Here is a 26294-nt window from a genome sequence, read left to right as displayed (position 1 = left end):
GTGCCGGTCGAATCGCCACGTCGACCAGACCGGCCTTTGTCGGCTCGTTCCCTGCCGGGGAAACGCGTCGTTACCCATTCAGCCCCAGCATCATGCAGAATGCGGGGTTTTTCATCCTTTCTGCCAGCCCCATTCCGTGTCTACCCGAAGCAAACCCCAATACGCCATCGTCGCCGACGACCTGATCCGCGACATCGCCAACGAGACCTATCCGGTTGGCAGCCTGCTGCCGCCTGAACTCGAGCTCGCCGACCGCTTCGGCGTGTCACGAAACACGATGCGCACCGCGATGCGTGTGCTCGTCGACATGGGCCTCGTGTCCCGTCGCGCCGGCATGGGCACCCTGGTGCAGACGCGCGAGGCCACGCCCAATTTCGTGCAATCCATCGGCTCGCTTGATGAGCTGTTCCCGGACTTGGGCGACACCGAGCTGCGCGTTCTGAAGTCCGGCACGGTGAGTGCCGATGCGGCGCTGGCCCAGCTGCTGGCCTGCCCGACGGGCGAGCGCTGGCACCATGTGGAAGCGGTACGCGCCACTCGCCGCCGTCGCGGTGCCTCGGGTGCGCCCCTGTCCTTCAGCCGGATCTATGTCGTGCCCGCGCTGCAACGCGCGGCCGGCCTGCTCGACAAGCATGCAGGCGCTGCCTTTCATGCCATCGAGAAGGCTGCCAGCCAGCCGGTGACGGAAGTCGTCCAGCAATCGGACGTTGCTGCCATGCCGGAAGAAGCTGCCACGCAATTGAACGTTGCTGCCGGTTCACCTGCATTGCGCACGGTGCGGCGCTACGCGCTGGAGGACAGCCGTATCGTCATGGTCACGGACACCTACAGTGCGCCGGGACGCCGCGGATTCACGGTGCGTTTGCGCTCCGGGTGGGGCGGCGCTGAAGAGGTGTGATTCAGGAGTACGGGCCTTTTGTGCCATTGACCTGACAAACCGGCCGAAAGGCCGGTTTTTTATTTGTCGGTTTGTCTGGACAACTGTACGTTCTGGCGCCTGGCGTGTGGAGCTAATCGGGCCCCTGGAGAGCCTCCACCCGCCGGATAGAGGGTGCTGATGATGCCGACGGCTCAGAAATTGCCTAGAAAATCATCAAAACGGCGAAAAACCGGGTTTGAAAATGGCCTGGTACGTAATATAATGTGTCTATTATAGTTATTGGCTATCGGTCTATCGAATTGATGGTTTCTGTGAAAGTTTGCCTAGAAATCGACTTAGCAGTCATGGCAGGGTTGAGCGCGGCATTAAGCCCTCCGATGTCATGAGTCAACGCTCGACAGGATCTCGGGTGGATTTCTTGTGCCCGCTTTACGATCTGGTCGTGTGTTTGGCTGGAAAGCGGTGCGTCAAAGGGAAATGCCGGGTTCTTGCCGTCAAAATACCTATTCTTGCGTCACCTACCGCAACCAGCATCGTCGCGGCATACTAAGTTAACGCTGGTGTAGGACTAACCCTGCGATCGGCAAGCGTCTCGTAGCACTGCAGTGGATGGGGGTCCTCGCTCCAAAACACGGCGCGACACTCAACCGGGATCCGACCGCCGCGGATGGGCCTGTACCAGACGGCGCGCGGTGAACTCAGCACCTGTATCGGCCAGCACCGGCGCCGTGGGCTGTTATGCGTGATGATCGCGCGGTCGGAGGTTATTTAGTTTGCGGGGTATTGCCCCGCGAATCTGCCACGAGCAATGGCGCTGGCGACGCGATCGTCGCAGCGAAGAGGCGCCCTCAGGCCATGATCCGTAGTTGGCCATGCGCTGTCGTTTGGTGTCCACCGCAGAATGTGCGTGGTGCACGAGATAGACGCTGTTGTTGGCAACGGCAATCTGCTTTTGAGCCCAAGTGTGACGTGACACAGCTGCGGGACCGGGCCATGCACTGCTGTAGACGGATGTTCCACGTGAAACAAGCATGCTTTATCTCAGCTAACCGATCGCGAGTGGGGCACTACGGCATGTGTCTCGCTTGACGCTATTAGCTTTGCACGCGCTTAGACCCAGCGCCAGCTTTGACTTGGGTGAGTTGTCTGGGCATTGCATTACCGCAAAGCACGAGCACGATAGTCAGGATGTTCCACGTGAAACAGTGGTGTTCGCGCCGACATTTAAGTGAACGCGGATTGACTGAGCTGTGTCTTCCTCTGTCCGTTGGGTATGTGCCGCAGCGTCGCGCTGTCATAATCGCCATCGTGCAGGCGCTGTGAAAGCGTTGTCCCTATTTCACCGCGCCAGTACCCATCCAGTGACGAATTTTCCAGCCGAACACTCATCATTCTCCCTAACTAACGGGTCAGCTGAGCGGTTCCATCGCGGGTTCATCCAGGCACCCTGGTGTGGAATCGCCCGTGATGTTTCACGTGGAACAGTATTCGCGGACAGGTGGTTCTGTTCTATCGACCCATTGCCATCGGTACGAGACATTACTGTTCCAGCCTTCAGATCGGCCGAGTAGCTGCTTGCCCGATTGCGCTTGATGCTGGGTTTTGAAGGCCCTTCACCATGCGTCTTAAGGCGTGGTGCGCCATCGAGAGAAGGGGACAGATCGCGTCTCGTCCGGTAAAATGTCAGGTTGATCTCAACGACATCATCCCGTGTGCTCCCCACCATGCTTAGGCAAGCCGTGGCGGCTGATAGAGCTGGAGCACATTCGTTTCCGGCACCCGTTCGGGTGTTTCACGTGAACATGATCCAGCGCGTCCGCGGACGCAAGTGAATCCACCATGGACTATCCGAAGGAATTTGACGTCATCGTCGTAGGGGGCGGGCACGCCGGTACCGAGGCCGCGCTGGCTGCAGCCCGGTCTGGCGCCCAGACCCTGTTGTTGTCGCACAGCATCGAGACCCTCGGGCAGATGTCGTGCAACCCGTCGATTGGCGGCATTGGCAAGGGCCACCTGGTACGGGAGATTGACGCTTTGGGTGGCGCCATGGCGCTGGCCACGGATGAGGCGGGCATTCAGTTTCGGGTTCTGAACAGTTCGAAGGGGCCGGCGGTTCGCGCCACCCGTGCGCAGGCGGACCGCGTGCTGTACCGACGTGCGATTCGCCATCGCCTGGAGAACCAGCCCAATCTGCTGTTGTTCCAGCAGGCCGTCGACGACCTCATGGTTGAAGGCGACCGCGTTGTCGGCGCCGTGACCCAGTTGGGGCTTCGCTTTCGTGCCAAGGCGGTCGTTCTGACGGCGGGCACGTTCCTCAACGGCTTGATTCACGTGGGACTGTCGAATCACGCCGGAGGCCGAGCGGGCGATCCTCCAGCCATCACTTTGGGCCAGAGGCTGCGTGAACTCAAATTGCCGCAGGGTCGCCTTAAGACGGGTACGCCGCCACGCATCGATGGCCGAACGATCGACTTTTCCAAGACCGAGGAGCAACCCGGTGACCTGAATCCGGTGCCGGTCTTTTCATACCTGGGGAGTGCAACCATGCACCCCCGGCAAGTGCCTTGCTGGATTACGCATACCAACGCGCGTACCCACGACATCATTCGTGGGGGTCTTGACCGTTCGCCGATGTACACCGGCGTGATTGAAGGGGTGGGTCCGCGCTACTGTCCGTCCATCGAAGACAAGATTCATCGATTCGCAGACAAGTCCTCGCATCAGGTGTTCCTGGAGCCTGAAGGGCTGGATACGCACGAGATCTATCCGAATGGTGTGTCGACGAGCCTGCCTTTCGACGTTCAACTGGATCTCATCCATTCCCTGCCAGGATTGGAGAACGCCCACATCCTTCGGCCTGGCTACGCCATTGAATACGACTACTTCGATCCGCGCGGTCTGAAGCGGTCCCTGGAGACGCGCGCCATTGCCGGCTTGTTCTTCGCGGGTCAGATCAACGGTACGACGGGGTACGAAGAAGCTGCGGCGCAGGGCTTGTTGGCAGGGATCAACGCAGCCCGGTCGTCCCGTGGCGAGGAAGCGTGGGTGCCCCGCCGCGACGAGGCCTACCTGGGTGTCCTCGTGGACGACCTGGTCACACGCGGGGTGTCCGAGCCGTATCGCATGTTCACCTCGCGCGCCGAGTACCGCCTCAGCCTGCGGGAAGACAATGCGGACATGCGACTGACCGAACAGGGCAGGGCGCTGGGTCTGGTCGACGACACGCGTTGGGACGCCTTCAATCGCAAACGAGACGGTGTTTCCCGTGAAATCGAGCGGCTGCGCAGCATCTGGGTGAATCCCAAGACGCTGCCGCCAGCGCAGGCCGAGCCGCTGCTGGGCAAGCCGATCGAGCGCGAGTACAACCTGGTCGACCTGCTGCGCCGCCCAGACGTCGACTATGCCGCCCTCATGGCGGCTCGCGATGCGGAAGGGGCGCTGGTGGCCGGTCCTGGCCTGCCCGCGGGCGAACTGGCCGAGCAGGTCGAGATCCAGGTGAAGTACGCCGGCTACATCGAACGCCAACGTGGTGAGGTCGAGAAGCAGGCTGCCCACGAATCGCAGGCCATTCCGGAAGACGTGGATTACGACGCCGTCCGAGGGTTGTCCTTCGAAGTGCGCGCCAAGCTCAAGCAGAACCGTCCAGAGACCGTCGGCCAGGCGGCCCGCATCTCCGGTGTCACCCCCGCGGCCATTTCGCTTCTGCTGGTCCACCTGAAGCGCCTGCAGTACGGCGCTCGCGCAGCGGGGGCACTGTCCGCGTGAACGATCAACTGGACCGCAGCGCGCTGGCTGCTCGCCTCGCCACGGACGCTCAACGCGGCGGAGTGCCCCTCACCGCGGTACAAGCCGACGCATTGACGGAATACCTGGCGCAGATGCTGCGCTGGAATCGCACCTACAACCTCACAGCCATTCGCGATGTCGAGGCCATGCGCGTACAGCATGTGCTCGATTGTCTCATGGTGCTGCCCGCGCTGCGCGAGCAGCTGGGTGAGGGCCCTGCCACGGTCATGGATGTCGGTTCGGGCGGCGGTCTTCCCGGCGTGGTGCTGGCCATCATGCAGTCCGGTTGGGAGATCTGCTGCGTCGATGCCGTGGAGAAGAAGACGTCGTTCGTGCGGCAGGTCGCAGGCGTGCTTCGACTGCCCAATCTGCGCGCAACGCACGCCCGCGTGGAAACGATGGTGCCCGCGCAGTGCGACGTGGTGATCTCGCGTGCGTTCGCCAGTCTGGCGGATTTTGCGACACTCGCCGGCCGGCATGTGCGCGACGGTGGTACGCTCGCTGCCATGAAAGGTCGAGCACCGGATGCCGAGCTTGCGGAACTCGGCACTGCCAGTGGTTGGCAATTGCAGCACACCCTGCCGCTGGCCGTGCCGGGCTTGGATGCCCAGCGTTGCCTCTTGTTGTTCGGGCGCGGTTGACCGCGCTGATTTCCTCACTCGCCTTCTCGGATCTGTCACATGGCCTCAAAACGCGCTCCCGCCCGGATTTTCTGCATTGCCAACCAGAAGGGCGGCGTGGGCAAGACGACCACGGCGGTCAATCTCGCCGCTGCGCTCGCCGTGCTGGGCAAGCGGGTGTTGCTCGTGGATCTGGATCCGCAGGGCAACGCCACGATGGGCAGCGGTATCGACAAGCGCACGCTTGAAAAGACTGTCTATGAAGTGCTGATCGGCGAGGCGCAGATCCGCGATGCGGCAGTGGCCGTCGAATCCGGCTATGACGTGCTGCCCGCCAATCGCGAGCTCTCCGGCGCCGAGATTGATCTCGTGCAGATGCAGGCCCGAGAATCTCAGCTGAAGCAGGCAATCTCCGAGGTGGCCGGTGACTACGACTTCATCCTCGTCGACTGCCCACCAACCTTGTCCATGCTGACCCTGAACGGTCTGACCGCAGCGCACGGCGTGGTGATCCCGATGCAGTGCGAGTACTTTGCGCTCGAAGGGCTGTCGGACCTGGTCAACACCGTCAAGCGGGTGCACGCCAACATCAACCCGGAACTGCGGTTGATCGGCTTGCTGCGGGTGATGTTCGATCCGCGCATGACGCTGCAGCAACAGGTGTCTGCGCAGCTCGAATCGCACTTCGGCGACAAGGTGTTCCGCACGATCGTGCCGCGCAACGTTCGCCTGGCCGAGGCGCCCAGCCACGGCATTCCCGGTGTGCTCTACGACAAATCCTCGCGCGGTGCGAAGGCCTACATGGACTTCGGCAAGGAAATGATCGCTCGCATCAAGAAGTGGTAAGCCTCCGCTTACGCTCAATTCATCAGGACAGCACGCATGGTTGCCAAGAAACCCAAAGGACTCGGTCGCGGCTTGGACGCACTGCTCGGTGGCGACGGTCCCGCCCTGGAGGCGCTCGAGCGCCCGTCGCGCAAGGCGGCGGCGCCTGCCAAGGCTGTGACCGAGCCGGTTGCCACTGCGGCCGATACGCCGCCGGCCACGCTTCCCGTCACCGTGCTGGAAGCCGGCAAGTATCAGCCGCGCACGCGCATGGACGAGGGCGCCCTCAACGAGCTTGCCGACTCGATTCGTGCGCAGGGGCTCATGCAGCCCATCCTTGTGCGCCCGCTCGCCCCGCCCACCGGCAAGGCCGCGCAGCGCTACGAGATCATCGCGGGTGAACGCCGGTTCCGGGCCGCCAAGATCGCCGGCCTGGCGGCGGTGCCCGTCCTGGTACGCGAGGTGGATGACGAGCATGCCGCCGTCATGGCGCTCATCGAGAACATCCAGCGCGAGGATCTGAACCCTCTGGAAGAAGCGCAGGGCGTGCAGCGGCTTCTGGACGAATTCGGCCTCACGCACGAGCAGGCGGCCCAGGCCATCGGCCGTTCACGCTCTGCCACGAGCAACCTGCTGCGTCTGCTCAACCTGGCGCAACCCGTGCAGACCATGCTGCTCGCAGGTGACATCGACATGGGGCATGCGCGCGCGCTGCTGGCGCTGGACGCCGCCATGCAGATCCAGTTGGCGAACGTCGTCGTGGCGCGTCGTCTGTCGGTGCGCGAGACGGAAAAGCTCGTCGCGGCGGCCCAACGCGAACAGACGGAACGTGCCAAGCCCGGCAAGGGCGCGAGCCGCGACGTGACGCGCCTGGAGGAGGCCCTGTCCGACATGCTCGGCACCAAGGTGACCTTCAAGCTCGGCGCCAAGGAAAGAGGCCAGATCGTCATCGATTTCCACGGCTGGGAGCATCTGTCCTCGCTTCTGGAGCGCCAGGGCCTGGGCGACGTGCTGGAGAACAACTGATCGGGCCGCCACGGCCGATAGGAACATGCCATGAATGCCATCCACGATCTGCAGGCCGTTCCACGTGATGTGCCGGCCGCCTTGCTCGATGCCCTGTCGGCCCGCTTCGGTGAGCGATTCTCGCAGTCGGTGGCGGTGCGTGAGCACCACGGCAAGGACGAATCGCCGTATGCGACGATGCCGCCCGACGCCGTGGTGTTCCCCGAGAGCACCGAGGAGGTGTCAGCGGTGGCCGCGTTGTGCAATGCCCATCGTGTACCGCTGATCGCCTACGGGGCAGGGTCCTCCCTGGAAGGCAATTTCCTCGCCATCCACGGTGGCGTCGTCGTCGATCTGTCCCGGATGGATCGGATTGTGGCGGTGCACCCGGACGACCTGACGGTGACGGTCCAGGCGGGCGTGACGCGCAAGCGGCTGAACGAAGAGATCCGGGACACGGGGCTATTCTTCCCGATCGATCCGGGCGCGGATGCGAGCCTGGGCGGCATGTGCGCCACCCGGGCGTCCGGCACCAACGCCGTGCGCTACGGCACGATGCGCGAGAACGTCGTCAACCTCACGGTGGTGGCGGCGGATGGCAGCATCGTTCGCACGGCCCGGCGCGCCCGCAAGTCCTCCGCAGGGTACGACCTGACCCGCCTGTATGTCGGCAGCGAAGGCACGCTGGGGATCATCACCGAGGCGACGCTTCGACTGTATCCGCAACCGGAGGCCGTCTCCGCCGCCGTGTGCGCATTCGCCACCGTGGACGATGCCGTACGTTCAGTCATCCAGATCATCCAGCTCGGCGTGCCTGTCGCCCGCGTGGAGCTCATGGACGCCAATGCGGTCAAGGCCGTCAATCTCTACAGCAAGCTTGGCCTACGCGAGTCCCCCATGCTGCTGTTCGAGTTCCATGGATCGCCCGCGGGCGTGAAGGAACAGGCCGAACTCGTCCAGGAGATCACGGCCGAGCACGGTGGGCAGGATTTCGCCTGGGCCGACAAGCCTGAGGATCGCTCGCGGCTGTGGGCCGCTCGGCACAATGCCTACTTCTCCGGTCTGCAGTTGCGGCCCGGCTGCAAGGCCAGCAGCACGGATGTGTGCGTGCCCATCTCGCGTCTGGCCGACTGCATCGGCGAGACGACGGCCGATCTCGCGCATGTGAGCTTTCCCACCATCATCGTGGGTCATGTGGGTGACGGCAACTTCCACGTGCAGATGCTGCTCGATCCGGACAGCGTGGCCGAGTACGAAGAGGCGGAAGCCTTCAATCGCCGTATCGTCGAACGTGCACTCGCCATGGATGGCACCTGCACGGGCGAGCATGGCGTCGGACTTCACAAGATGCAATTCATGGCCCAGGAGCACGGTGACGAAGGCGTGGCCGTGATGCGCCAGCTCAAGCGCGCGCTCGATCCGAACAACATCCTGAACCCCGGCAAGATCGTTGCCTGGGATGCATGATTCACTGCTGCTCAGCGCGTGTGGCCATGCCGGCCTGGCTGGCATGGGTCCTGACCTGAGCCAGACGGTGTCAGGAGATCATCGTGTCATCGCCAACCCCTGATCGCGAGCCGCCACCTGCGGCCGAGCCGGCTGACGTCCGGCTAGGCTGGTTCGAGCACGCGGTGGGCTTTCACTTGCGGCGCGCCCAGGAGGCCTCTTTTGCCGCCTTCAAGCAGCGCGTGGGGCAGGTCGACATCCGTGCGGGCCATTTCGCCGCCATCGTTCTCATCGGCCAGAATCCTGGCATCACCCAGACCGCGCTTGGCAAGGCCATGGGCCGGGACAAATCCAGCCTGACCCCCATTCTGGAGGATCTGGTGCGACGAGATTTCGTATTGCGCGAGCGTTCCGACGCGGATCGTCGGCGTTACGGGCTGACGTTGTCCTCCCACGGGCAGCAAGCCTGGTCCAGCCTTGAACGTTGCGCGGCCGAGCATGAACGCGAACTGGCCCGCTGCATCGAGCCGGAGGATCGCGAGCGATTCCTGCAGATACTGCAGCGCATCGCGAGCGTATTGCCGCCGTCATCGCCATGAATGTAGGGTCAATTAAAGAATGCGCATTCGAAAATATGCTGACTTTATTGATGATTCTCTATAAGGTTGGTGCATTTATTGGTCCTACATTCATAGCGATGCTGTCTGGTCGATTGCACGCCCGCGGGAGTTCTCGGAATTGATCCGATCTTTGTCCAGCCTCCGGTTCGATCTCACGAGTGTCCGGCTCTTCATTGCCACCGTCGAGCACGGCAGCATCACGCGCGCCGCAGAGCAGCAGTGCGTCGCCGTGACGGCAGCGTCGCGGCGCATTGCCGATTTGGAGGCACAATTCGGTCTCGCGCTGTTTGATCGTCGTCCGCACGGCATGGTTCTGACGCCGGCCGGGCGAAGCCTGCTCACGCACGCGCGCGGGCTCATGCAGGCTGTGGAGCGCATGCACAGCGAGGCAGCGGCCTTTGCTCATGGCGACAAGGGTACGGTGCGCGTGGCAGCCTGCACCTCCGCGGCACTGCAGTTCCTGCCAGAGGATCTGATGCGCCATCGGGATGCGCACCCCTACGTCGATATCGATCTGCACGAGATGAGCAGCCTGGACGTCGTGAAGGCACTCGTGCAAGGCACGGTGGACATCGGCATCCACGAGGAGAGCCTCGCGCCGCCGCCAGGCTTCGTCGTTCACGCTTACCGCCATGACCGGCTCGTGCTCGTCGTACCGGCCGGACATGCGCTCGCCAAGCGCGCGGAGGTCGACTTCGCCGCATTGCTGCCCTACGAGTTCGTCGCGCTCGCCGAAGGCACGGCGCTGGCCGCCCTGATCGAGCGTGAGGCCGCGCAGCATGGCGCGCCGCTGCGCCTGCGCGTGCGTACCCGCAGCTTTGACACCATGCTGTCCATGATTCGTGCCGGCATGGGGGTAGGGCTGGTGCCCAGCGGCGTGGCCGAGCGCATCGCTGCCGATGCCGAGTTCGCGCATGTGCCTGTCAGGGAGGCCTGGGCGGCACGCCGCTTCGTGGTGTGTCACGGCCCAGCGCAGGATCTGCCGCGCTCGGCTGCGGCGCTCGTGCAAAGCCTGGTGCAGGCACCGCCTGCACCAGACGCGAAGCCAGGTTTGCCGAAACAGTGATGGCGGCATCGGCCGTGCATCGGGCATAGTGCTGCGCCGGGCGCAGCGCGATGCGCCAGGCTCGCTCGCCGGCGATGCTCGCCGTGCGGCTCGTGATGAATTCTTTCTGACGGTGCTGCCATGTTGTCCACACCTCTTGCCAACATTGCCGATCTGCGTGAGCGCGCGCGCCGCCGACTGCCACGCATGGTCTTCGAGTATCTGGATGGCGGTGCGGAGGACGAGGTCACGCTGCGTGCCAACCGGGCGGCCTTTGAAGCCATCCGGTTGCGCCCGCGCCTCTTGAAGGACACCGCGCAACGCCAACAGTCCGTGGAGCTGCTGGGTGAGACTTGGCGCTCCCCAATGGCCGTCGCGCCTGTCGGCCTGGCCGGCGTCTTCTGGCCACGCGCCGACGTCCTCGTTGCCAAGGCAGCGGCTGAGGCGGGGGTGCCCTACATTCTCTCGACGGCCTCGAGCGCAACGCTCGAGGATGTCGCCCGAGAGGCGGGCGGCAATCTCTGGTTCCAGCTCTATGTGATCAGCCGTGCGCTCGCGGACGGCTTGGTCGATCGTGCGCTCGCTGCCGGCTACCGCACGCTGGTGCTGACCATCGACGTGCCGGTGAGCGGCTACCGCGAGCGTGACCTGCGCAACGGGTTCTCCCAGCCGTTTCGCATCACGCCGCGCACGGCGCTGGACGTGGCGCGCCATCCTGCCTGGGCCCTGCAGATGCTGCGGCATGGCGCCCCGCAGCTGGCGAACCTGGCAAGCGTGGATGCCACGGATGCAGATTCCCAGGCCGCCCTGCTCAAGCGGCAGATGGATGCGAGCTACGACTGGACGGCCTTGGCGCGTCTGCGCGAGCGCTGGCCACACCGGCTGCTCGTGAAGGGCGTGCTCCATCCGGACGATGCGCGCGACGCCTTCGCCCTGGGCGTGGACGGTGTCATCCTGTCCAACCACGGCGGGCGGCAACTCGATGGTGCGGTGAGCGCGCTCGACGTGCTGCCCGAGGTGGTGGCCGTGGCGCAGGGCCGACCGGTGCTGATCGATGGCGGCGTGCGGCGGGGCGTGGACATCGTCAAGGCGCGGGCGCTGGGCGCGGACGCGGTGCTCGTGGGCCGTGCCGTGCAGTACGGCGTGGCGGCAGCAGGGCAGGCGGGGGCGGCACGCGCGCTCGCCATGCTGCGCGAGGAGGTCGACCGCGTCATGGCGCTGAGCGGTCTGGCCGACATCGCTGACGTCAATTCGGCCCTTATTGCACCATAACGGTGCTCAACTGTGGTCTTCTGGATACGCCTGCGCTCCACACAAGTGCGGTAACGAATTGCGGCACCTGCACAATTCAAGCTATACTCGAAAAGTTTGACGCCTACAGAAAACCGGTTTTAAGCGTTCATTGACGGGGGTTATCCCCCAGATCCCATCGGTTGGCACCGAAGGGGCGCGCTTTTTACCGCTACGTGCAAAGGATGCAGGTGCCATACAACGCTTGGGACGACGACGCTGACGAGAGCGATGCGCGCGACGTACCAGCCACGGCGCCCACGCCCGAGCAGCTCGCCGAGTTCGATCGACATTCCGCCAGAATGCTGGCGCGTTCGATCCTCGTGCAGCTGGCGGTGACGGTGGTCGTGGCGCTCCTCGCGTGGATGGTGTCGGGCCCCATGGCCGGTGTTTCGGCACTGGTGGGGGCGGCGGCCTGTTCGATTCCGAATGTTCTGTTTGCGTTGCGGTTGTTGTTCGGCATCTTCCGGCCAAAGGGGACGTCGTCGGCCACGTTCTTCCTGGGTGAGTTCATCAAGCTCGGCTCCACCGGCGTACTGCTGGGGCTGGCGGCGAAACTCGGTCAGGACGTGCTTGTCTGGCCCGCGGTCTTCATCGGTCTGGTGGTTGCCCTCAAGAGCCAATACGGTTTGCTGCTGTTCAAAGATTCATAAACATCCCTGATGCCGTGTCCTGCGCCAGCCGCGCGGGCTCGACGCGGCGGCGGGCTCCTGCAAAGGTTCACACCGATGGCTAGTGCTGCACCCAACGCGTCCGAATATGTTGTGCACCATCTGGGGCACTTCAACAACACCGGGCACCCCCAGCAAGACATTGCACACTTTGGCATCGTCAACTACGACTCGCTCTTCTGGTCGATCCTGATGGGCGTGATTGTGTGCTTCGTGCTCTGGCGCGCCGCACGCAAGGTCACCTCCGGTGTGCCGGGCCGCTTCCAGGCCGGTGTCGAACTGCTCGTGGAGATGGTCGAAGAGCAGTCCAAGAGCATCGTTCCGAACGAGGCATCGCGTCGTTTCGTCTCGCCGCTCGCGCTGACCGTGTTCCTCTGGATCGTGCTGATGAACGCACTCGATCTGGTGCCGGTCGATCTGATCCCCCGCATCCTGGCATGGACCGGCCTCGAAGCGCTGATTCCGTACCATCGCATCCTTCCCACGGCTGATCTGAACGTGCCCCTGGGCATGGCCCTCGGTGTGCTCCTGCTGTCGCTGTACTACGGCGCCAAGATCAAGAGCCCGGGCGGTTTCGTGAAGGAACTCTTTACCGCGCCGTTCCATGCCCATGGCATCGGCGCCGTCGTGCTGGCACCTGCCAACTTCCTCCTGAATGTCATCGAGTACCTCGCCAAGACGGTCTCGCTGGGCATGCGGTTGTTTGGCAACATGTTCGCCGGCGAACTCATTTTCATGCTGATCGCGCTCTTGGGCGCTGGCTGGACGGGCTTCAACGCCTCCAGCCTGGCATTCGGTTTCGGGCACCTGCTGGCGGGTTCCATCTGGGCCATCTTCCACGTGATGATCGTGTTGCTGCAAGGGTTCATCTTCATGATGCTCACCCTCGTGTACATCGGTCAGGCACACGAAGGGCACTAGATGGTGCAATCCGGCCCGGCCCGTTCGCCGTTACCCGGCGGGGCGGCGCCCCGACGGGCGGACGGGCCGGCGCTGACATGTACCGAAAACGCCGGGTCATACCGGGTGCAGGGTGCGGTTCCATTCTTCCGGGACCTCACCAATTTCCAACCTTGTTTTCGCTTCTGATTTCATTTCCTAGGAGTTGTCATGACCGACGTCGCTTTCGTTGCTCTCGCTTGCGCTTTCATCATCGGCCTGGGCGCCATCGGTGCTTGCATCGGTATCGCCATCATGGGCGGCAAGTATCTGGAAGCTTCGGCTCGCCAGCCTGAGCTGATGAACGCTCTGCAAACCAAGATGTTCCTGCTGGCTGGTCTGATCGACGCCGCGTTCCTGATCGGTGTGGGTATCGCCATGCTGTTCGCGTTCGCGAACCCGTTCGTGGCCTAAGCAACAGGCTGAAAGCCTCGCGCTAAACAAGGCGTGGCGGTCCGATGGGCCGAGGTGCCGCCGCCACGACTGACGCATCATTGCTATAGGGAAACGACCGTGAATCTGAACGCAACGATCATCTTTCAGATGCTCGTGTTCTTCATTCTCGGCTGGTTCACGATGAAATTCGTGTGGCCGCCGCTGACGAAGGCCATGGAAGAGCGCCGCCAGAAAATCGCTGCCGGGCTGGCCGATGCCGAGCGTGGCCGCGCGGATCTCGCACAGGCGCAAGCCCGTGTCAGTCTGCTGGAGTCTTCCGCCAAGGCCGAGAACCAGGCCCGCGTGGCGGACGCCGAGAAGCAGGCTGCTGCGCTGATCGAGCAGGCTCGCCGCGAGGCGGAAGCCGAGCGTGCCCGCATCGTGGCACAAGCTCAGCAGGAAGCCGAACAGGAAGTCCAGCGTGCCCGTGCGGCGCTGCGCGATGCCGTGGCCGATCTGGCCGTCAAGGGCGCCGAGCAGATCCTGCGCCGTGAAGTCAACGCGCAGGCGCATGCCGACCTGCTGGGCCAGCTCAAGGCGCAACTCTAACCCCCGGATGCCGAACCATGGCTGAACTGTCTACCATCGCCCGGCCGTACGCCGAAGCTCTGTTCGGCGCCGCGCGCACCGACGGTGCCGACCTGGCAGCCTGGGCGGCGCTGGTCAACGAGATGGCGCAGGCCGCTGAGCACCCCGAGGTGCAGGCTGCCCTCGCCGACCCCCGCCTGGACGCCCCCGCGCGCGCCGGGCTGTTGGGCTCGTTGGTGAAGTCGACCGTCTCCCCGACGGCCGCGAATTTCCTTTCCCTTCTTGCCGAGAATGACCGGCTTGACCTGCTGCCCGAGATCGCGGTGCAGTTCGGCCAGCTGAAGAACCGGCACGAAGGCGTTGCCGACGCGCACATCGCGAGCGCGTACGAGCTGACCAGCGCGCAGGTGGCCGACCTGCTCGCCGGGCTCGAGAAGAAATTTGGTCTGAAGCTCAAGCCGATCGTGCGCGTCGAGCCCGCGCTGATCGGCGGCGTGCGCGTCGCGGTGGGCGACCAGGTGCTGGACGCTTCGGTGCGTGCGCAGCTCGAGCGCATGCGCGATTCGCTGGTCGCCAACTGACAGGCGCCGGCCAACAGGATTCCAGGAGTCTATCCATGCAACTCAATCCGTCCGAGATCAGCGAACTGCTGAAGAGCCGTATCCAGGGCCTGGGCGCGTCGACCGATATCCGCACCCAAGGTACCGTGGTGTCGGTCACTGACGGCATCACCCGCATCCACGGTCTGTCCGATGTGATGCAGGGCGAAATGCTCGAGTTCCCGAACAACACCTTCGGTCTCGCGCTCAACCTCGAGCGTGACTCCGTCGGCGCCGTGATCCTGGGTGAGTACACCCAGATCTCCGAAGGCGATCCGGTCAAGACGACCGGCCGCATTCTGGAAGTGCCGGTGGGCCCCGAGCTCAAGGGTCGTGTCGTCAACGCGCTGGGCATGCCGATCGACGGCAAGGGCCCGATCAACGCGAAGATGACCGACGTGCTCGAGAAGGTCGCGCCGGGCGTGATCGCCCGTAAGTCCGTCTCGCAACCGGTGCAGACCGGCCTGAAGGCTATCGACGCCATGGTGCCGATCGGCCGCGGTCAGCGCGAGCTGATCATTGGCGATCGCCAGACCGGCAAGACCGCGGTGGCCGTCGACACGATCATCAGCCAGAAGGGCAAGGGCATCACCTGCGTGTACGTGGCGATCGGCCAGAAGGCGTCGACCGTCAACAACGTGGTGCGCAAGCTCGAAGAGACGGCGCCCTTGAATACACGATCATCGTCGCTGCGCCGGCTGCCGAATCGGCCGCCATGCAATACCTGGCTGCCTACTCCGGCTGCACGATGGGCGAGTACTTCCGCGATCGTGGCGAAGACGCCATCATCATCTATGACGACCTGACCAAGCAGGCCTGGGCCTACCGTCAAGTCTCGCTGCTGCTGCGCCGCCCGCCCGGCCGCGAAGCCTACCCCGGCGACGTGTTCTATCTCCACTCCCGTCTGCTCGAGCGTGCCGCTCGTGTGAACGAAGAGTATGTCGAGAAGTTCACCAACGGCGAGGTCAAGGGCAAGACGGGTTCGCTGACGGCGCTGCCGATCATCGAAACGCAAGCCGGTGACGTGTCGGCCTTCGTGCCCACCAACGTGATCTCGATCACCGACGGCCAGATCTTCCTGGAAACCGACCTCTTCAACGCCGGTGTGCGCCCGGCCATCAACGCCGGTATCTCCGTGTCCCGCGTCGGTGGTGCTGCGCAGACCAAGGTCGTGAAGAAGCTGTCGGGCGGTATCCGTACCGACCTCGCCCAGTATCGTGAACTGGCTGCGTTCGCGCAGTTCGCCTCCGATCTGGACGAAGCCACCCGCCGCCAGCTCGAGCGCGGCAAGCGCGTGGTGGAGCTGCTCAAGCAGCCCCAGTACCAGCCGCTGCAGGTGTGGGAACTCGCCGTGTCGCTCTTCGCCGTGAACAACGGCTATCTGGACGACGTGGACGTGGCAAAGGTGCTGCCGTTCGAGAAGGGCCTGAAGGACTTCCTCAAGTCCAAGCATGCCGACCTCATCGGCCGCATCGAGGACACCAAGGAACTGTCGAAGGACGATGAGCCCAAGCTGGTCGAGGCCATCAAGGACTTCAAGAAGAACGGTTCGTTCTAAACACCGAGGGGCGGCCAGGCAACTGGCTGCCCCGGGTCTAGGATTAAGCTATGGCCGGAATCAAGGAAATTCGTACCAAGATCAAGAGCGTGCAAAACACGCGCAAGATCACCAAGGCGATGGAGATGGTCGCCGCATCCAAGATGCGCAAGGCGCAGGATCGGATGCGCGCGGCTCGTCCGTACGCCGACAAGGTGCGCAACATCGCCGCCCATATGTCGCAGGCCGACCCGGACTACGTCCACCCGTACCTGCAGGAAACGGGTGAGATCAAGTCCGCGGGCATCATCGTGGTCACCACCGACAAGGGTCTGTGCGGGGGTCTGAACACGAACGTGCTGCGCTCGGTGCTCAATCGCATCAAGGAATACGACGCGAGCAACGTGGCGCTGCAGGTCACGGCGATCGGCAACAAGGGGTTGGCGTTTCTGACCCGGCTTGGCGTGAACCTGGTGTCGCAGGAAGTGCAGCTGGGCGATACGCCGCATCTCGAACGTCTGATCGGCGCCATCAAGGTGCAACTCGACGATTTCGAAGCCGGCAAGATCGATGCCGTGTACCTGGCCTACAACCGCTTCGTTAACACGATGCGCCAGGAACCCGTGCTCGAGCAGCTGTTGCCCCTGTCGGCAGAGCGCCTGCAGCAGTCGGAAGCCGAGAAGAGCAGCTACGCGTGGGACTACATCTATGAGCCCGACGCGAAGACGGTGATCGACGAGCTGCTGCTGCGCTATGTGGAAGCTCTGGTGTACCAGGCCGTGGCCGAGAACATGGCCTCGGAGCAGTCCGCCCGCATGGTCGCGATGAAGGCAGCCTCTGACAATGCCAAGAAGGTGATCGGCGAGCTTCAACTGGTCTACAACAAGACCCGTCAAGCCGCCATCACCAAAGAAATTTCGGAAATTGTGGGGGGTGCCGCCGCCGTTTGAGGCGAGCGCATCCGAACACGAACAGGAAACTGCGGGGTGCGACGCGAATGGCGGTGCATCTCACTACACAAGGAATCGACATGAGCAACGGAACCATCGTCCAGTGCATCGGCGCCGTGGTGGATATTCAGTTCCCCCGCGACCAGATGCCCAAGGTCTATGATGCCCTCACCCTGGCCGACGAGAGCTCCGCGTACGCCGAAAAGGGTCTGACCTTCGAAGTGCAGCAGCAGCTGGGCGACGGCGTGGTGCGTACCATCGCCATGGGTTCGTCCGACGGCCTGCGTCGCGGCATGGCCGTGACCGGCACCGGCGCGCCGATCTCGGTGCCCGTGGGTCAGGGCACCCTGGGCCGCATCATGGACGTGCTGGGTCGCCCGATCGATGAAGTCGGCCCCATCCTGTCCGACGAGCGTCGCGCCATCCACCAGGAAGCGCCTGCATTCGACGAGCTGTCGCCTTCGGTCGACCTGCTCGAAACCGGCATCAAGGTGATCGACCTGGTCTGCCCGTTCGCCAAGGGCGGCAAGGTCGGCCTGTTCGGCGGCGCCGGCGTGGGCAAGACCGTGAACATGCTGGAACTCATCAACAACATCGCCAAGGCCCACAGCGGTCTGTCGGTGTTCGCCGGTGTGGGCGAGCGTACGCGTGAAGGCAACGACTTCTACCACGAAATGGCAGAAGCTGGCGTCATCAAGATGGACAACCTGCCCGAGTCCAAGGTGGCGATGGTGTTCGGTCAGATGAACGAGCCCCCCGGCAACCGTCTGCGCGTGGCGCTCTCCGGCCTGACGATGGCCGAGAAGTTCCGCGACGAAGGCCGCGACATCCTCTTCTTCGTCGATAACATCTATCGCTACACCCTGGCCGGTACGGAAGTGTCCGCACTGCTGGGGCGTATGCCCTCCGCCGTGGGCTACCAGCCGACGCTGGCCGAGGAAATGGGCCGTCTGCAAGAGCGCATCACCTCCACGAAGACTGGCTCGATCACCTCGATCCAGGCCGTGTACGTGCCGGCGGATGACTTGACCGACCCGTCGCCTGCCACGACCTTCCTCCACTTGGACTCGACCGTCGTGCTGTCGCGTGACATCGCCGCCCTGGGTATCTACCCGGCCGTCGATCCGCTCGATTCCTCCAGCCGCCAGCTCGACCCGCAAGTCGTGGGCGAAGAGCACTACGCCGTGGCCCGTGGCGTGCAGCAGACGCTGCAGCGCTACAAGGAACTGCGCGACATCATCGCGATTCTGGGCATGGACGAACTGTCGCCGGAAGACAAGCAGGCCGTGGCCCGCGCGCGTAAGATCCAGCGCTTCCTGTCGCAGCCGTTCCACGTGGCCGAAGTGTTCACGGGCGCCCCGGGCAAGTACGTGCCGCTGAAGGAAACCATCCGTGGCTTCAAGATGATCGTCGAAGGCGAGTGCGATGCACTGCCCGAGCAGGCCTTCTACATGGTCGGCACGATCGATGAAGCCTTCGAGAAGGCCAAGACCCTGAAGTAATCCGTTCGCGCAGTGGCCGCCCTCTGGGGGCGGCCCTGCGGAACCCTTTGCAATGCCAGGCCGGGTCGTTCGGCCTGCGCGATGCTCCACGAGGAATAGCCCCATGGCAACCATTCACGTCGATGTCGTGAGCGCCGAGCACTCGCTGTTCGCCGGCGAGGCGAAGTTCGTGTCCCTGCCGGGCGAAGCCGGCGAACTCGGCATTCTGCCCGGTCACACGCCGCTGATCTCGCGCATCCGTCCTGGCACGGTCAAGATCGTGCGTGCCGACAACAGCGAAGAGCACGTCTTCGTCGCTGGCGGTCTGCTCGAAGTCCAACCGGGTACCGTCACGGTGCTGTCCGATACCGCGATCCGCTCGCAGGATCTGGACGAAGCCAAGGCTGTGGCTGCACGCCAGCAGGCCGAGGAAGCGCTGCGCCAAGCCAAGGACAAGACCGAAGTCGCCGTCGTCGAAGCCGAACTCGCGATGCTGGCTGCCCAGCTCGCCGCGATCCGCAAGCTTCGCGGTCGCTGATCGCTTGGCATGTTCGCCCGCCGGTCTGCGCCGGTGGGTGGCGTCTGGACCCGCCCGGCCCGTCAAGGCCGCTGGCGGGTTTTGTTTTTTGAGGCACACGATCGCGGCCTACACCCCGCACGTCACGTCGCCGCGCGGTGGCACCGCGCGTCATTGCTATGCTTGGGGTTTCGCCATTTTCCGGTGCTCCCCCATGCCTGCGTCTTTCCCTCGTCGTCGTCTGGCCGGTCTGCGGCCGCTCGTTCTCTGCGGCCTGGCGGCCACCGTGCTGTCGGGGTGTGCCTGGATGCCGACATGGATGGGTGGTGAACGTGGCGTGCGGGCACCTGCCTCGCCCCCGGCAGCCGAGACCACCAACCTCGTCGTCGTGCAGTACCGCCAGGGGCCGCGCTCCTTTGGTGCACAGACGGCCAACGATGCGGTCGGTGTGCGCATGGTGCAGACGCTGGGCGTGATCGACGGCGCTCTGGTGGCCCCGCCTGAGGGCATGTCGGCCGAGGAGGCCTCGCGACGCCTGCGCGAGCAGCCCGACGTCATCAACGCACAGCCTCACGTGCCGCGGCGGTGAGTGTGACGGGCGACGTCGCGTCGGCCGGAGCGATCACACCCCTTTCTGTCGCGTACTCATGAGGAACTGGGACGCCGCGCCATCATTCACGCTCGCCCACAGGAGCTGATCCGAGCGGAACGTCCGCCACGATTTCAGCACCTCGGCGAAGCTCGCGTCGGCTGCGGCGTACTCGTCCAGCACGGCACGCGTGGCGTCCTGCATGGCCTGCATGACCGGTACAGGCCAGCTCTTGAGTTGCGTGCCCTGGGCGATCAGGCGGCGCAATGCCGAGATATTGTTGGCATCGTACTTGGCCAGCAGATCGGCCGCGGCTTCAGCGCAGGCCGCACGCAACACGGCCTGGTAGCGGGGCGGCAGGCCGGCCCAGGCGTCCCGATTGACGGTGAAGGCCAGGTTTGCCCCGAGCTCCATCACGCCAGGGCCGTAGTAATACTGCGCCACCTTGGCGAAACCCAGCTTCTCGTCGTCGAAGGGTCCGACAAACTCGACGGCATCCAGCGAGCCTTTCTCGAGCGCCGGATAGATGTCGCTGCCGGCGATCTGCTGCGGGATCGCCCCCAGCTTTTCGTAGACCTTGCTGAGCAGGCCGGGCGTGCGGATGCGCAGCCCCTTCAAATCCTCGACCTTGTCGATCGGCTTGCGAAACCAGCCACCCATCTGGGCGCCGTGTTGCCGCACGGGATCGCGATCGCGTTGAATTGGGCGTACAGCGGCTGCATGAGGGCATCGCCGCCGCCGTGGCGCAACCACGCATCCTGCTGACGCGGCGTGAGGCCGAACGGTACGCCGGTGTCGAACGCCAGCGCGGGCTGTTTGCCCAGGTAGTAGAAGCCGGCCGTATGGCCGCACGGCACGGCACCGGTCTGCACGGCGTCCAGCACCTGCAGCGCAGGCACGATTTCGCCGGCCGGAAACGCCCGGATGGTGAAGCGGTTGTCCGTGAGCGCCGCCACCTGTTCGGCGATGCGTTCGGCCGCGCCCCACACCGTGTCGAGCGAGCGCGGGAAACTGCTGGGCATGCGCCACTGGATGGTGGGTTCAGTCTGCGCGATGGCGGGCGCGGCGAGGGCGACGGAGCCCAGCGACGCGGTGGTCAGGAAGCGGCGACGCTGCATGGCAACTCCGGCGTAAGTGAGGGCGCGGGCGGGCTCAGCCCAGGCAGTCAGGGGATTGGCGCAGGACGCGCCGGGCAAAGTAGGCGAACGTCAGTCCGGTGATCTCGGGCTTGACGAGGAAATCGTGTGCGCCTTGAGCGCGCTCTGCCGGGACGGCCTTGACGGGGCCCACGGCTCGCGCGCGCAATTGCGCCTGCGCTGCCTGTTCCAGCCAGATCGCCATGACGGCGGCCTCTTCGATCGTCTTGCCGGCGGTGAGCAGACCGTGGTTGGCCAACAGCAGGGCGCGCTTGCTGCCCAGGGCGTTCGCAATGATCTCGCCTTCGCTGTTGCCGATGGGCAGGCCTGGCCAATCGTCGAGATAGGCGCAGTCGCCGTGGAACGGCGTGGCGTCCATGTGCGCGACGCTGAGCGGCTCGCCGGTCATGGACAAGGCCGTGACCGCGGGCGGGTGGGTGTGCACGATGCAGTTCACGTCCGGGCGCTCCTGATACACCCAGATGTGAAATCGTGTCGCCGGATTGGGCATGGACCGACCATCACGCGGCTGCAGATCGCCGTCGATCTCGATGAGTTCGGCAGGCGTCGCCTCGTCGGCGCCGACGCCAAAGCGCAGCGTCCAGTAGCTGTCCGGTGTCTCGCCGCGGGCCGTGATCTGTCCGGCGAGCCCGCCGTGCCAGTGGCCTTGTTCGGCGAGCATGCGGCAGGCGAGGGTCAGACGCTCGGTGAGCGTCCAGGAGGGCAGGGTGATGCGCTCGGCGATCTCTCGATCCACTCGGCGATGCAGATCGGCGTCGGAGGCTTGCATAGTGACAGTTCCTGATGGGCAACAAGTTGTCCAAATTACAATCGGTTGTCCAGGACGTCAACCCGGGTTTGCCTGGGGGAGCCGGCTTGGTGGCATCATGCAGCGTTTCCGCTTTGTTCATCCCCATGCCCCGCATCCCGGCCGCTGCCCGATCCTCGCTTCCGCCCACGCCCGCCCAGATCGGCCTGAGGCTACGCGCGTTGCGTCGCGAGCGCCGCATGACGCTGGCGCAATGCGCCCAGGAGGCGGGGCTGGACAAGGGCTTTTTGTCCCGCGTCGAGCGCGGGGAGAAGTCGGCGTCGGTGGGGTCGCTGCACGTGCTGGCAGGCGTGCTCAATGTCCCGCTATCGGTGCTGCTGGGCGAATTCGACCCCCGGCACGAGGTGGTGATCGTCCGCGCGGACGAGCGCCCCGAGCACGCTCTGGATTCCGGCGATGGCGGCCATCGCTATGCCGCGATCTCGCCAGGGTCGCGGCCTGGCGGTCCTGCCGTCATGCTGGTGCAGGTCGGCTCGCACGGTGAGCGTGCGGTGGCGCACCATGCCGGCGAGGAGACGATCTTCGTGCTGGAAGGCCAGGTGCAGGTGCGCTTTGGCGAGCACACGGTGTTGCTCGCCCGTGACGATAGCGTGCGCTTTCCGGGTTACCTGGATCACAGCCTGAAGGCGGTGGGGGAGGCGCCCGCGCGCGCGCTGGTGGTGATCGATGGTGGCTGAGGCCTAATCAGTGCCGAGCGGCCGCGCCTCGCGTATGCGTTCATACAGCCCCTGGGCTGCGCGGGAGAGGCTGCGCCCTTTGCGCCGCACCAGGTAGAGCGAGCGCTGCAGTTCCCGGCCCTGCAGTGCGCGGGTGACGAGCTCGTCGTGGCGGAATTGAAAGAGGGTCAGCGCGGGCACCAGGGCAACGCCCAGGCCGGCGAGCACCAGACCGTTGGCCGTCGCCAGGTGCTCGACTTCGAAGGCGGTGGCCAGCGGGGTGTCCCTGGCCAGTTGGTCCAGGCGCTGGCGCACGCTACTCGAGCCTGCCATCTGCACCAGGGGATAGCCTGCCACGTCGGCCAGCCGCACGCGGGCGCGCTCGGCCAGCGGGTGGTCATGGCGGCACACCAGGTGATAGCGGTCCCGGCAGAAGAGTTCGGTGGCCAGGCCCGCCATGTCGGCGCCTTGCGCTGCGATGGCGAAATCCGTCTGACCTTCGCGCACCAGGGCAAGACACGGCTCTAGCAAAGCGTCCCGCACGTGCAGGGCGATGCCGGGATGTTCGGCATGGAATCGCGCCAGCAGCGGCGGCAGCCAGCCGGCCGCGATCGAGGGCAGGGCGGCGATGCTGGCCCGGCCGCGCCGCAGGGCATGATGCTCGTGAAGTTCAGCCAATGCACCTTCGAAGTCGGCCAGGAGCCGACGGGCCGAAGCCGCCAGCATCAGGCCCTCGGGCGTTGGCTCCACGTGCCGCGTGGTGCGGTCAAAGAGCCGCGTGCCGGCTTCTGACTCCACCGCCCGGATCAGCGCGCTGAAGGCAGGCTGCGACAGATGGCTGCGCTCGGCTGCCCGGGTGAAGTGACGCTCATCCACGAGCGCCAGGAAAGCACGTAGCTGTCGGGTCGACAGATTCATTTGTCGTTCCTATCAAATCATCCTTATTTCGATTTTACGGATGATTGGGTGCTGCCTATAGTGGGCCGCATGTCTGCCGATGCCTTTTTCGATTCCTCCCTTCTGCTGCGCGTGGGCTGCGGCTCGGGTTTTTCCGGCGACCGCACCGACGGGGCCGGGCCGGTGGTGCGCACGCTCGTGGCCGAGGGCGGCGCCTGTGCGCTCATCTTCGAGACGCTCGCCGAGCGCACGCTGGCACTGGCGCAGCAGGCGCGCAGCGCGGATCCGGAAGCCGGCTACGAGCCGCTGCTGGTCGAGTTGCTGCGCCCCGTGCTGGCCGATTGCCTGGCACACGGCATTCGCATCGTCGGCAATTTCGGCGCGGCCAATCCGCCCGCTGCCGCCCGGCGCATCGCCGCGTTGGCGCGCGAGCTGGGCCTGCGCACGCCGCGCATTGCCATCGTCACAGGAGACGATGTGGATACGCCCGAGCATCGAGCGGCCCTGCGCGAGAACATCGGCCCTGCCGTGGACGCCGTGACGCTGGTTAGCGCCAACGTCTACCTGGGGGCCGCGGAGATCGCCGGTGCGCTGTCGGCAGGCGCGGACATCGTCGTCGCCGGCCGCGTGGCCGACCCGGCCCTCACACTCGGCCTGGCCGTGGCGCACTACGGCTGGGGCTGGGACGATTGGGAGCGACTGGGCCGGGCCACGATGGCGGGGCACCTGCTGGAATGTGCCGCACAAGTCACGGGCGGGTACTTCTGCGATCCCGGCATGAAGGACGTTCCGATGCCACATGACCCGGGCTTTCCGATCGCCGAGATCGATGCCGACGGCGAGTGCGTCATCACCAAGGCACAAGGCACCGGTGGCTGCGTGGACGTGCGTACCGTCACGGAACAATTGCTCTATGAAGTCCATGATCCCGGGCGCTATCTCACGCCGGACGTCGTGGCCGACATCACCGATGCCTGGCTCGAGGCCGTCGGCCCGGACCGTGTCGCGCTGCGCGGCGTGACGGGCTCGGCGCGTCCGCCCACGCTCAAGGTCAATGCCTATCACCATGGCGGCTGGCTGGCCGAGGCCGAGATTTCCTACGCCGGGCCGAACGCCGAGGCGCGCGCGCGCCTCGCTGGCGATATCGTGCGCCGCCGTCTCGATGGTGCATTGCCCGTACGCATCGACCTCATCGGCGTGATGAGTGTGCTTGCCGATGACGAGGGTCGTGCCGCGGGGCGAGCGCAGCCCGGCGCGGCGACAGACGTGCGTCTGCGTGTGGCCGGCAAGCATGCCGATGCCGAGGTCGCGCGCCGCATTCTGCGCGAAGTCACGGCGCTGTACACCTGCGGCCCGGCGGGCGGCGGCGGTGTGCGCACCGCCATCCGCCAGCGTCTCGAATTGCTCACGTGCGCGATCCCGCGCGAGCTCGTGCGTGCTGGTTGGCATTTTCTGGAGGAGACGACGGCATGAGCGCCATTCCCGCGACGTCGACCGAGCTCGTGCCGCTGTACCGCCTGGCGCATAGCCGCGCCGGTGACAAAGGCGACATTTCCTGCCTGAGCGTCATTGCCTATCGCCCGGATCTCTTTGCCTGGATCGAGCGCACGGTCACGCCAGAGCGCGTGGCCGCGTGGTTCGGCGATCGTCAGCCCGGCTCGGTGCGGCGGTACGTATTGCCGCGTCTGCATGCGCTCAACCTGGTGCTGGACGACGTGCTCGATGGCGGCGTCAACGGTGCCCTCAACCTGGACACGCACGGCAAGACGCTGTCCTTTCATCTGCTGGCCATGCCGGTCCCTCTTCCGGCAGACGTCGCTGCCGGGCTTCCTGGCTTTCCCGGTTGACGCCCGCGCAACGCGTGCCCGACCCCAAGACACCATACGACAAGGAGACACCATGAAACGCACCATCCCGTCCGGACTGTCCGTCCTGGCCCTCGTGATCGCCGCGCCCGGCCACGCCGCTGCACCGATCGATACCAGCCGTCCCATGACGCTCGTGGTGCCTTTCGCCGCGGGCAGCGCCACGGACCAGCTCGCACGGGCCCTGGGCCAGAGCATCACCGAGAGCACCGGGCAGACCGTGCTGGTGACCAACAAGCCTGGCGCGAGTGCGATGATCGGCGCCCAGGACGTGGCTCGTGCAGCGCCCGATGGCTACACCGTCCTCATCACCACCAACACCACGCACGCCGCCAACGAGCATCTCTACAAGCAGTTGCCCTACGATCCGGTCAAGGATTACGAGCCGATCACCGCGCTGGGCCAGGGGGGCCAGATCCTCGTCGTCAACACGCAATCCCCCGTCAAGTCGGTCGGCGAGCTCATCGCCCTTGCCAAGGAACAACCGGGCAAGCTGAGCTTCGGCAGTGGCAGCTCGTCCAGCCGCATTGCGGGCGAACTCTTCAAGCAGATGGCCGGCGTGGACATTCTGCACGTGCCATACAAGAGCAACCCGCCGGCGCTGACCGATCTCGTGGGCAACCAGATCTCCATGATGATCACGGACTCGGCCACGGGCCTGCCGCAGATCCAGGGTGGTCGCGTGCGCGCGCTGGGCGTGACGAGCAAGACGCGTTCGGTGCTGGTGCCGGAGGTGCCCACCATCGATGAAGCCGGGGTACCGGGCTACGAGATGGGTTACTGGTTCGCGGCCTACGCGCCCAAGGGCACGCCGCAGCCCGTCGTGACCTACCTGCACGACACCTTCGTGGCCGCGACCAAGGCCAAGGCTGCCCAGAGCTTCTACAGCCAGACGGGCACGACGCCCTTCACGAATTCACCCAAGGAGCTCGCCGAGTTCCAGGCGGCCGAATCCGCCAAGTGGGGCAAGATCATCCAGGAAGCGGGCATCCAGCCTGAGTGACCGTGCGGGCGGGCACGCGCCCGTGACGTGACCATTGCCTGACCGCGGTCCGTGCCTCGCCATGAGGGCGGGCTGCGGCAGGCCATTCGAATCGGCGACACGCATTGCCGATCAGCCGGGCGGATCACCTGTCCGGCCTTTCCGA

General features: G+C 65.0%; 24 protein-coding genes and 2 pseudogenes. 23 read left to right on the top strand and 3 right to left on the bottom strand.

From position 1 onward, the window contains the following. The first annotated feature begins 136 nt into the window (after positions 1-136). From IMZ29_RS11770 to IMZ29_RS11680, 19 genes and pseudogenes are all read left to right on the top strand, one after another. Positions 137-898, top strand: coding sequence for a GntR family transcriptional regulator (locus IMZ29_RS11770; protein ID WP_216183955.1), 762 nt, complete (start codon positions 137-139; stop codon positions 896-898). 1821 nt (positions 899-2719) lie between these two features. Beyond that, a complete protein-coding gene (mnmG, locus tag IMZ29_RS11765) occupies positions 2720-4645 on the top strand; it encodes a tRNA uridine-5-carboxymethylaminomethyl(34) synthesis enzyme MnmG (protein ID WP_216183953.1) in 1926 nt (641 codons plus the stop codon). Further along, positions 4642-5307, top strand: coding sequence for a 16S rRNA (guanine(527)-N(7))-methyltransferase RsmG (rsmG, locus tag IMZ29_RS11760; protein ID WP_216183951.1), 666 nt, complete (start codon positions 4642-4644; stop codon positions 5305-5307). Before mnmG ends, rsmG begins: the two co-directional genes overlap by 4 nt. A 39-nt stretch (positions 5308-5346) precedes the next feature. Next, complete coding sequence (locus IMZ29_RS11755; protein WP_216183949.1) at positions 5347-6132, top strand: ParA family protein; 786 nt, start codon at positions 5347-5349, stop codon at positions 6130-6132. A gap of 36 nt (positions 6133-6168) precedes the next feature. Continuing rightward, a complete protein-coding gene (locus IMZ29_RS11750) occupies positions 6169-7137 on the top strand; it encodes a ParB/RepB/Spo0J family partition protein (RefSeq protein ID WP_216183947.1) in 969 nt (322 codons plus the stop codon). A gap of 30 nt (positions 7138-7167) precedes the next feature. After that, positions 7168-8583 carry an FAD-binding oxidoreductase gene (locus IMZ29_RS11745; protein ID WP_216183945.1) on the top strand — a complete coding sequence of 472 codons (1416 nt, stop codon included), beginning with the start codon at positions 7168-7170 and terminating at the stop codon, positions 8581-8583. Between the two features lie 83 nt (positions 8584-8666). Further along, entirely contained in the window at positions 8667-9161 is a 495-nt protein-coding gene (locus IMZ29_RS11740) for a MarR family winged helix-turn-helix transcriptional regulator (protein WP_216183943.1), read from the top strand. Positions 9162-9312: 151 nt separating this feature from the next. After that, a complete protein-coding gene (locus tag IMZ29_RS11735; RefSeq protein WP_216183941.1) occupies positions 9313-10248 on the top strand; it encodes a LysR substrate-binding domain-containing protein in 936 nt (311 codons plus the stop codon). A gap of 120 nt (positions 10249-10368) precedes the next feature. Next, positions 10369-11499 carry an alpha-hydroxy-acid oxidizing protein gene (locus IMZ29_RS11730; protein ID WP_216183939.1) on the top strand — a complete coding sequence of 377 codons (1131 nt, stop codon included), beginning with the start codon at positions 10369-10371 and terminating at the stop codon, positions 11497-11499. 203 nt (positions 11500-11702) lie between these two features. Continuing rightward, positions 11703-12170 carry an ATP synthase subunit I gene (locus IMZ29_RS11725; protein ID WP_216183937.1) on the top strand — a complete coding sequence of 156 codons (468 nt, stop codon included), beginning with the start codon at positions 11703-11705 and terminating at the stop codon, positions 12168-12170. Positions 12171-12245: 75 nt separating this feature from the next. Next, entirely contained in the window at positions 12246-13109 is an 864-nt protein-coding gene (atpB, locus tag IMZ29_RS11720; RefSeq protein ID WP_216183935.1) for a F0F1 ATP synthase subunit A, read from the top strand. 189 nt (positions 13110-13298) lie between these two features. Beyond that, a complete protein-coding gene (gene atpE / locus IMZ29_RS11715) occupies positions 13299-13541 on the top strand; it encodes a F0F1 ATP synthase subunit C (protein ID WP_216183933.1) in 243 nt (80 codons plus the stop codon). 99 nt (positions 13542-13640) lie between these two features. Continuing rightward, complete coding sequence (locus IMZ29_RS11710; RefSeq protein ID WP_216183931.1) at positions 13641-14111, top strand: F0F1 ATP synthase subunit B; 471 nt, start codon at positions 13641-13643, stop codon at positions 14109-14111. 17 nt (positions 14112-14128) lie between these two features. Further along, positions 14129-14671 carry a F0F1 ATP synthase subunit delta gene (locus IMZ29_RS11705; protein WP_216183929.1) on the top strand — a complete coding sequence of 181 codons (543 nt, stop codon included), beginning with the start codon at positions 14129-14131 and terminating at the stop codon, positions 14669-14671. Between the two features lie 35 nt (positions 14672-14706). Beyond that, a pseudogene (gene atpA / locus IMZ29_RS11700) lies at positions 14707-16247 on the top strand (F0F1 ATP synthase subunit alpha). Between the two features lie 50 nt (positions 16248-16297). Then, entirely contained in the window at positions 16298-17176 is an 879-nt protein-coding gene (atpG, locus tag IMZ29_RS11695) for a F0F1 ATP synthase subunit gamma (protein ID WP_216183927.1), read from the top strand. Positions 17177-17256: 80 nt separating this feature from the next. Then, a complete protein-coding gene (atpD, locus tag IMZ29_RS11690; protein ID WP_216183925.1) occupies positions 17257-18678 on the top strand; it encodes a F0F1 ATP synthase subunit beta in 1422 nt (473 codons plus the stop codon). Positions 18679-18781: 103 nt separating this feature from the next. Beyond that, a complete protein-coding gene (locus tag IMZ29_RS11685) occupies positions 18782-19195 on the top strand; it encodes a F0F1 ATP synthase subunit epsilon (RefSeq protein ID WP_216183923.1) in 414 nt (137 codons plus the stop codon). Between the two features lie 193 nt (positions 19196-19388). Next, on the top strand, positions 19389-19763 hold the full coding sequence (locus IMZ29_RS11680) for a S8 family serine peptidase (protein WP_216183921.1): 375 nt from the start codon (positions 19389-19391) through the stop codon (positions 19761-19763). Positions 19764-19796: 33 nt separating this feature from the next. Here IMZ29_RS11680 and IMZ29_RS11675 read toward each other — a convergent pair. Both IMZ29_RS11675 and IMZ29_RS11670 read right to left on the bottom strand, forming a co-directional pair. Continuing rightward, positions 19797-20881, bottom strand: a pseudogene (locus tag IMZ29_RS11675) (TRAP transporter substrate-binding protein). A 34-nt stretch (positions 20882-20915) separates the two neighbouring features. Further along, on the bottom strand, positions 20916-21689 hold the full coding sequence (locus tag IMZ29_RS11670; RefSeq protein WP_216183919.1) for an aldolase: 774 nt from the start codon (positions 21687-21689) through the stop codon (positions 20916-20918). A gap of 125 nt (positions 21690-21814) precedes the next feature. Here IMZ29_RS11670 and IMZ29_RS11665 point away from each other — a divergent pair, with 125 nt between their 5' ends. Next, the gene (locus IMZ29_RS11665) at positions 21815-22405 is read left to right on the top strand and encodes a helix-turn-helix domain-containing protein (RefSeq protein WP_216183917.1); all 591 of its coding nucleotides are present in this window, start codon (positions 21815-21817) and stop codon (positions 22403-22405) included. A gap of 3 nt (positions 22406-22408) precedes the next feature. Here IMZ29_RS11665 and IMZ29_RS11660 read toward each other — a convergent pair whose 3' ends face one another. Beyond that, the gene (locus tag IMZ29_RS11660) at positions 22409-23302 is read right to left on the bottom strand and encodes a LysR family transcriptional regulator (RefSeq protein WP_216183916.1); all 894 of its coding nucleotides are present in this window, start codon (positions 23300-23302) and stop codon (positions 22409-22411) included. A gap of 69 nt (positions 23303-23371) precedes the next feature. On the opposite strand from IMZ29_RS11660, the gene IMZ29_RS11655 reads away from it, so the two are divergent. Genes IMZ29_RS11655 through IMZ29_RS11645 form a run of 3 tightly spaced genes read left to right on the top strand, consistent with a single transcriptional unit; the run spans position 23372 to position 26149 of the window. Next, positions 23372-24754, top strand: a complete 1383-nt coding sequence (locus IMZ29_RS11655; protein ID WP_216183914.1) for an acyclic terpene utilization AtuA family protein — start codon at positions 23372-23374, stop codon at positions 24752-24754. Then, positions 24751-25128: an AtuA-related protein gene (locus tag IMZ29_RS11650; RefSeq protein ID WP_216183912.1), complete on the top strand. Its 378-nt coding sequence runs from the start codon at positions 24751-24753 to the stop codon at positions 25126-25128. The genes IMZ29_RS11655 and IMZ29_RS11650 overlap by 4 nt, the downstream gene beginning before the upstream one ends. 52 nt (positions 25129-25180) lie before the next feature. Beyond that, positions 25181-26149 carry a Bug family tripartite tricarboxylate transporter substrate binding protein gene (locus IMZ29_RS11645; protein ID WP_216183910.1) on the top strand — a complete coding sequence of 323 codons (969 nt, stop codon included), beginning with the start codon at positions 25181-25183 and terminating at the stop codon, positions 26147-26149. The last annotated feature ends 145 nt before the right edge of the window (positions 26150-26294 follow it).

This window comes from Verticiella alkaliphila (assembly GCF_018904615.1).
Classification (GTDB): Bacteria; Pseudomonadota; Gammaproteobacteria; order Burkholderiales; family Burkholderiaceae_B; genus Verticiella; species Verticiella alkaliphila.
Note: the sequence above shows the minus strand (reverse complement) of the source record. Positions and strands in the feature narration are given on the sequence as shown.

Coding starts and splice junctions, on each gene's coding strand:
- mnmG (WP_216183953.1), top strand. CDS start 2,720: ATGGACTATCCGAAGGAATTTGACGTCATCGTCGTAGGGGGCGGGCAC.
- IMZ29_RS11755 (WP_216183949.1), top strand. CDS start 5,347: ATGGCCTCAAAACGCGCTCCCGCCCGGATTTTCTGCATTGCCAACCAG.
- IMZ29_RS11750 (WP_216183947.1), top strand. CDS start 6,169: ATGGTTGCCAAGAAACCCAAAGGACTCGGTCGCGGCTTGGACGCACTG.
- IMZ29_RS11745 (WP_216183945.1), top strand. CDS start 7,168: ATGAATGCCATCCACGATCTGCAGGCCGTTCCACGTGATGTGCCGGCC.
- IMZ29_RS11730 (WP_216183939.1), top strand. CDS start 10,369: ATGTTGTCCACACCTCTTGCCAACATTGCCGATCTGCGTGAGCGCGCG.
- IMZ29_RS11725 (WP_216183937.1), top strand. CDS start 11,703: ATGCAGGTGCCATACAACGCTTGGGACGACGACGCTGACGAGAGCGAT.
- atpB (WP_216183935.1), top strand. CDS start 12,246: ATGGCTAGTGCTGCACCCAACGCGTCCGAATATGTTGTGCACCATCTG.
- atpE (WP_216183933.1), top strand. CDS start 13,299: ATGACCGACGTCGCTTTCGTTGCTCTCGCTTGCGCTTTCATCATCGGC.
- IMZ29_RS11705 (WP_216183929.1), top strand. CDS start 14,129: ATGGCTGAACTGTCTACCATCGCCCGGCCGTACGCCGAAGCTCTGTTC.
- atpG (WP_216183927.1), top strand. CDS start 16,298: ATGGCCGGAATCAAGGAAATTCGTACCAAGATCAAGAGCGTGCAAAAC.
- atpD (WP_216183925.1), top strand. CDS start 17,257: ATGAGCAACGGAACCATCGTCCAGTGCATCGGCGCCGTGGTGGATATT.
- IMZ29_RS11685 (WP_216183923.1), top strand. CDS start 18,782: ATGGCAACCATTCACGTCGATGTCGTGAGCGCCGAGCACTCGCTGTTC.
- IMZ29_RS11680 (WP_216183921.1), top strand. CDS start 19,389: ATGCCTGCGTCTTTCCCTCGTCGTCGTCTGGCCGGTCTGCGGCCGCTC.
- IMZ29_RS11670 (WP_216183919.1), bottom strand. CDS start 21,689: ATGCAAGCCTCCGACGCCGATCTGCATCGCCGAGTGGATCGAGAGATC.
- IMZ29_RS11665 (WP_216183917.1), top strand. CDS start 21,815: ATGCCCCGCATCCCGGCCGCTGCCCGATCCTCGCTTCCGCCCACGCCC.
- IMZ29_RS11660 (WP_216183916.1), bottom strand. CDS start 23,302: ATGAATCTGTCGACCCGACAGCTACGTGCTTTCCTGGCGCTCGTGGAT.
- IMZ29_RS11655 (WP_216183914.1), top strand. CDS start 23,372: ATGTCTGCCGATGCCTTTTTCGATTCCTCCCTTCTGCTGCGCGTGGGC.
- IMZ29_RS11650 (WP_216183912.1), top strand. CDS start 24,751: ATGAGCGCCATTCCCGCGACGTCGACCGAGCTCGTGCCGCTGTACCGC.
- IMZ29_RS11645 (WP_216183910.1), top strand. CDS start 25,181: ATGAAACGCACCATCCCGTCCGGACTGTCCGTCCTGGCCCTCGTGATC.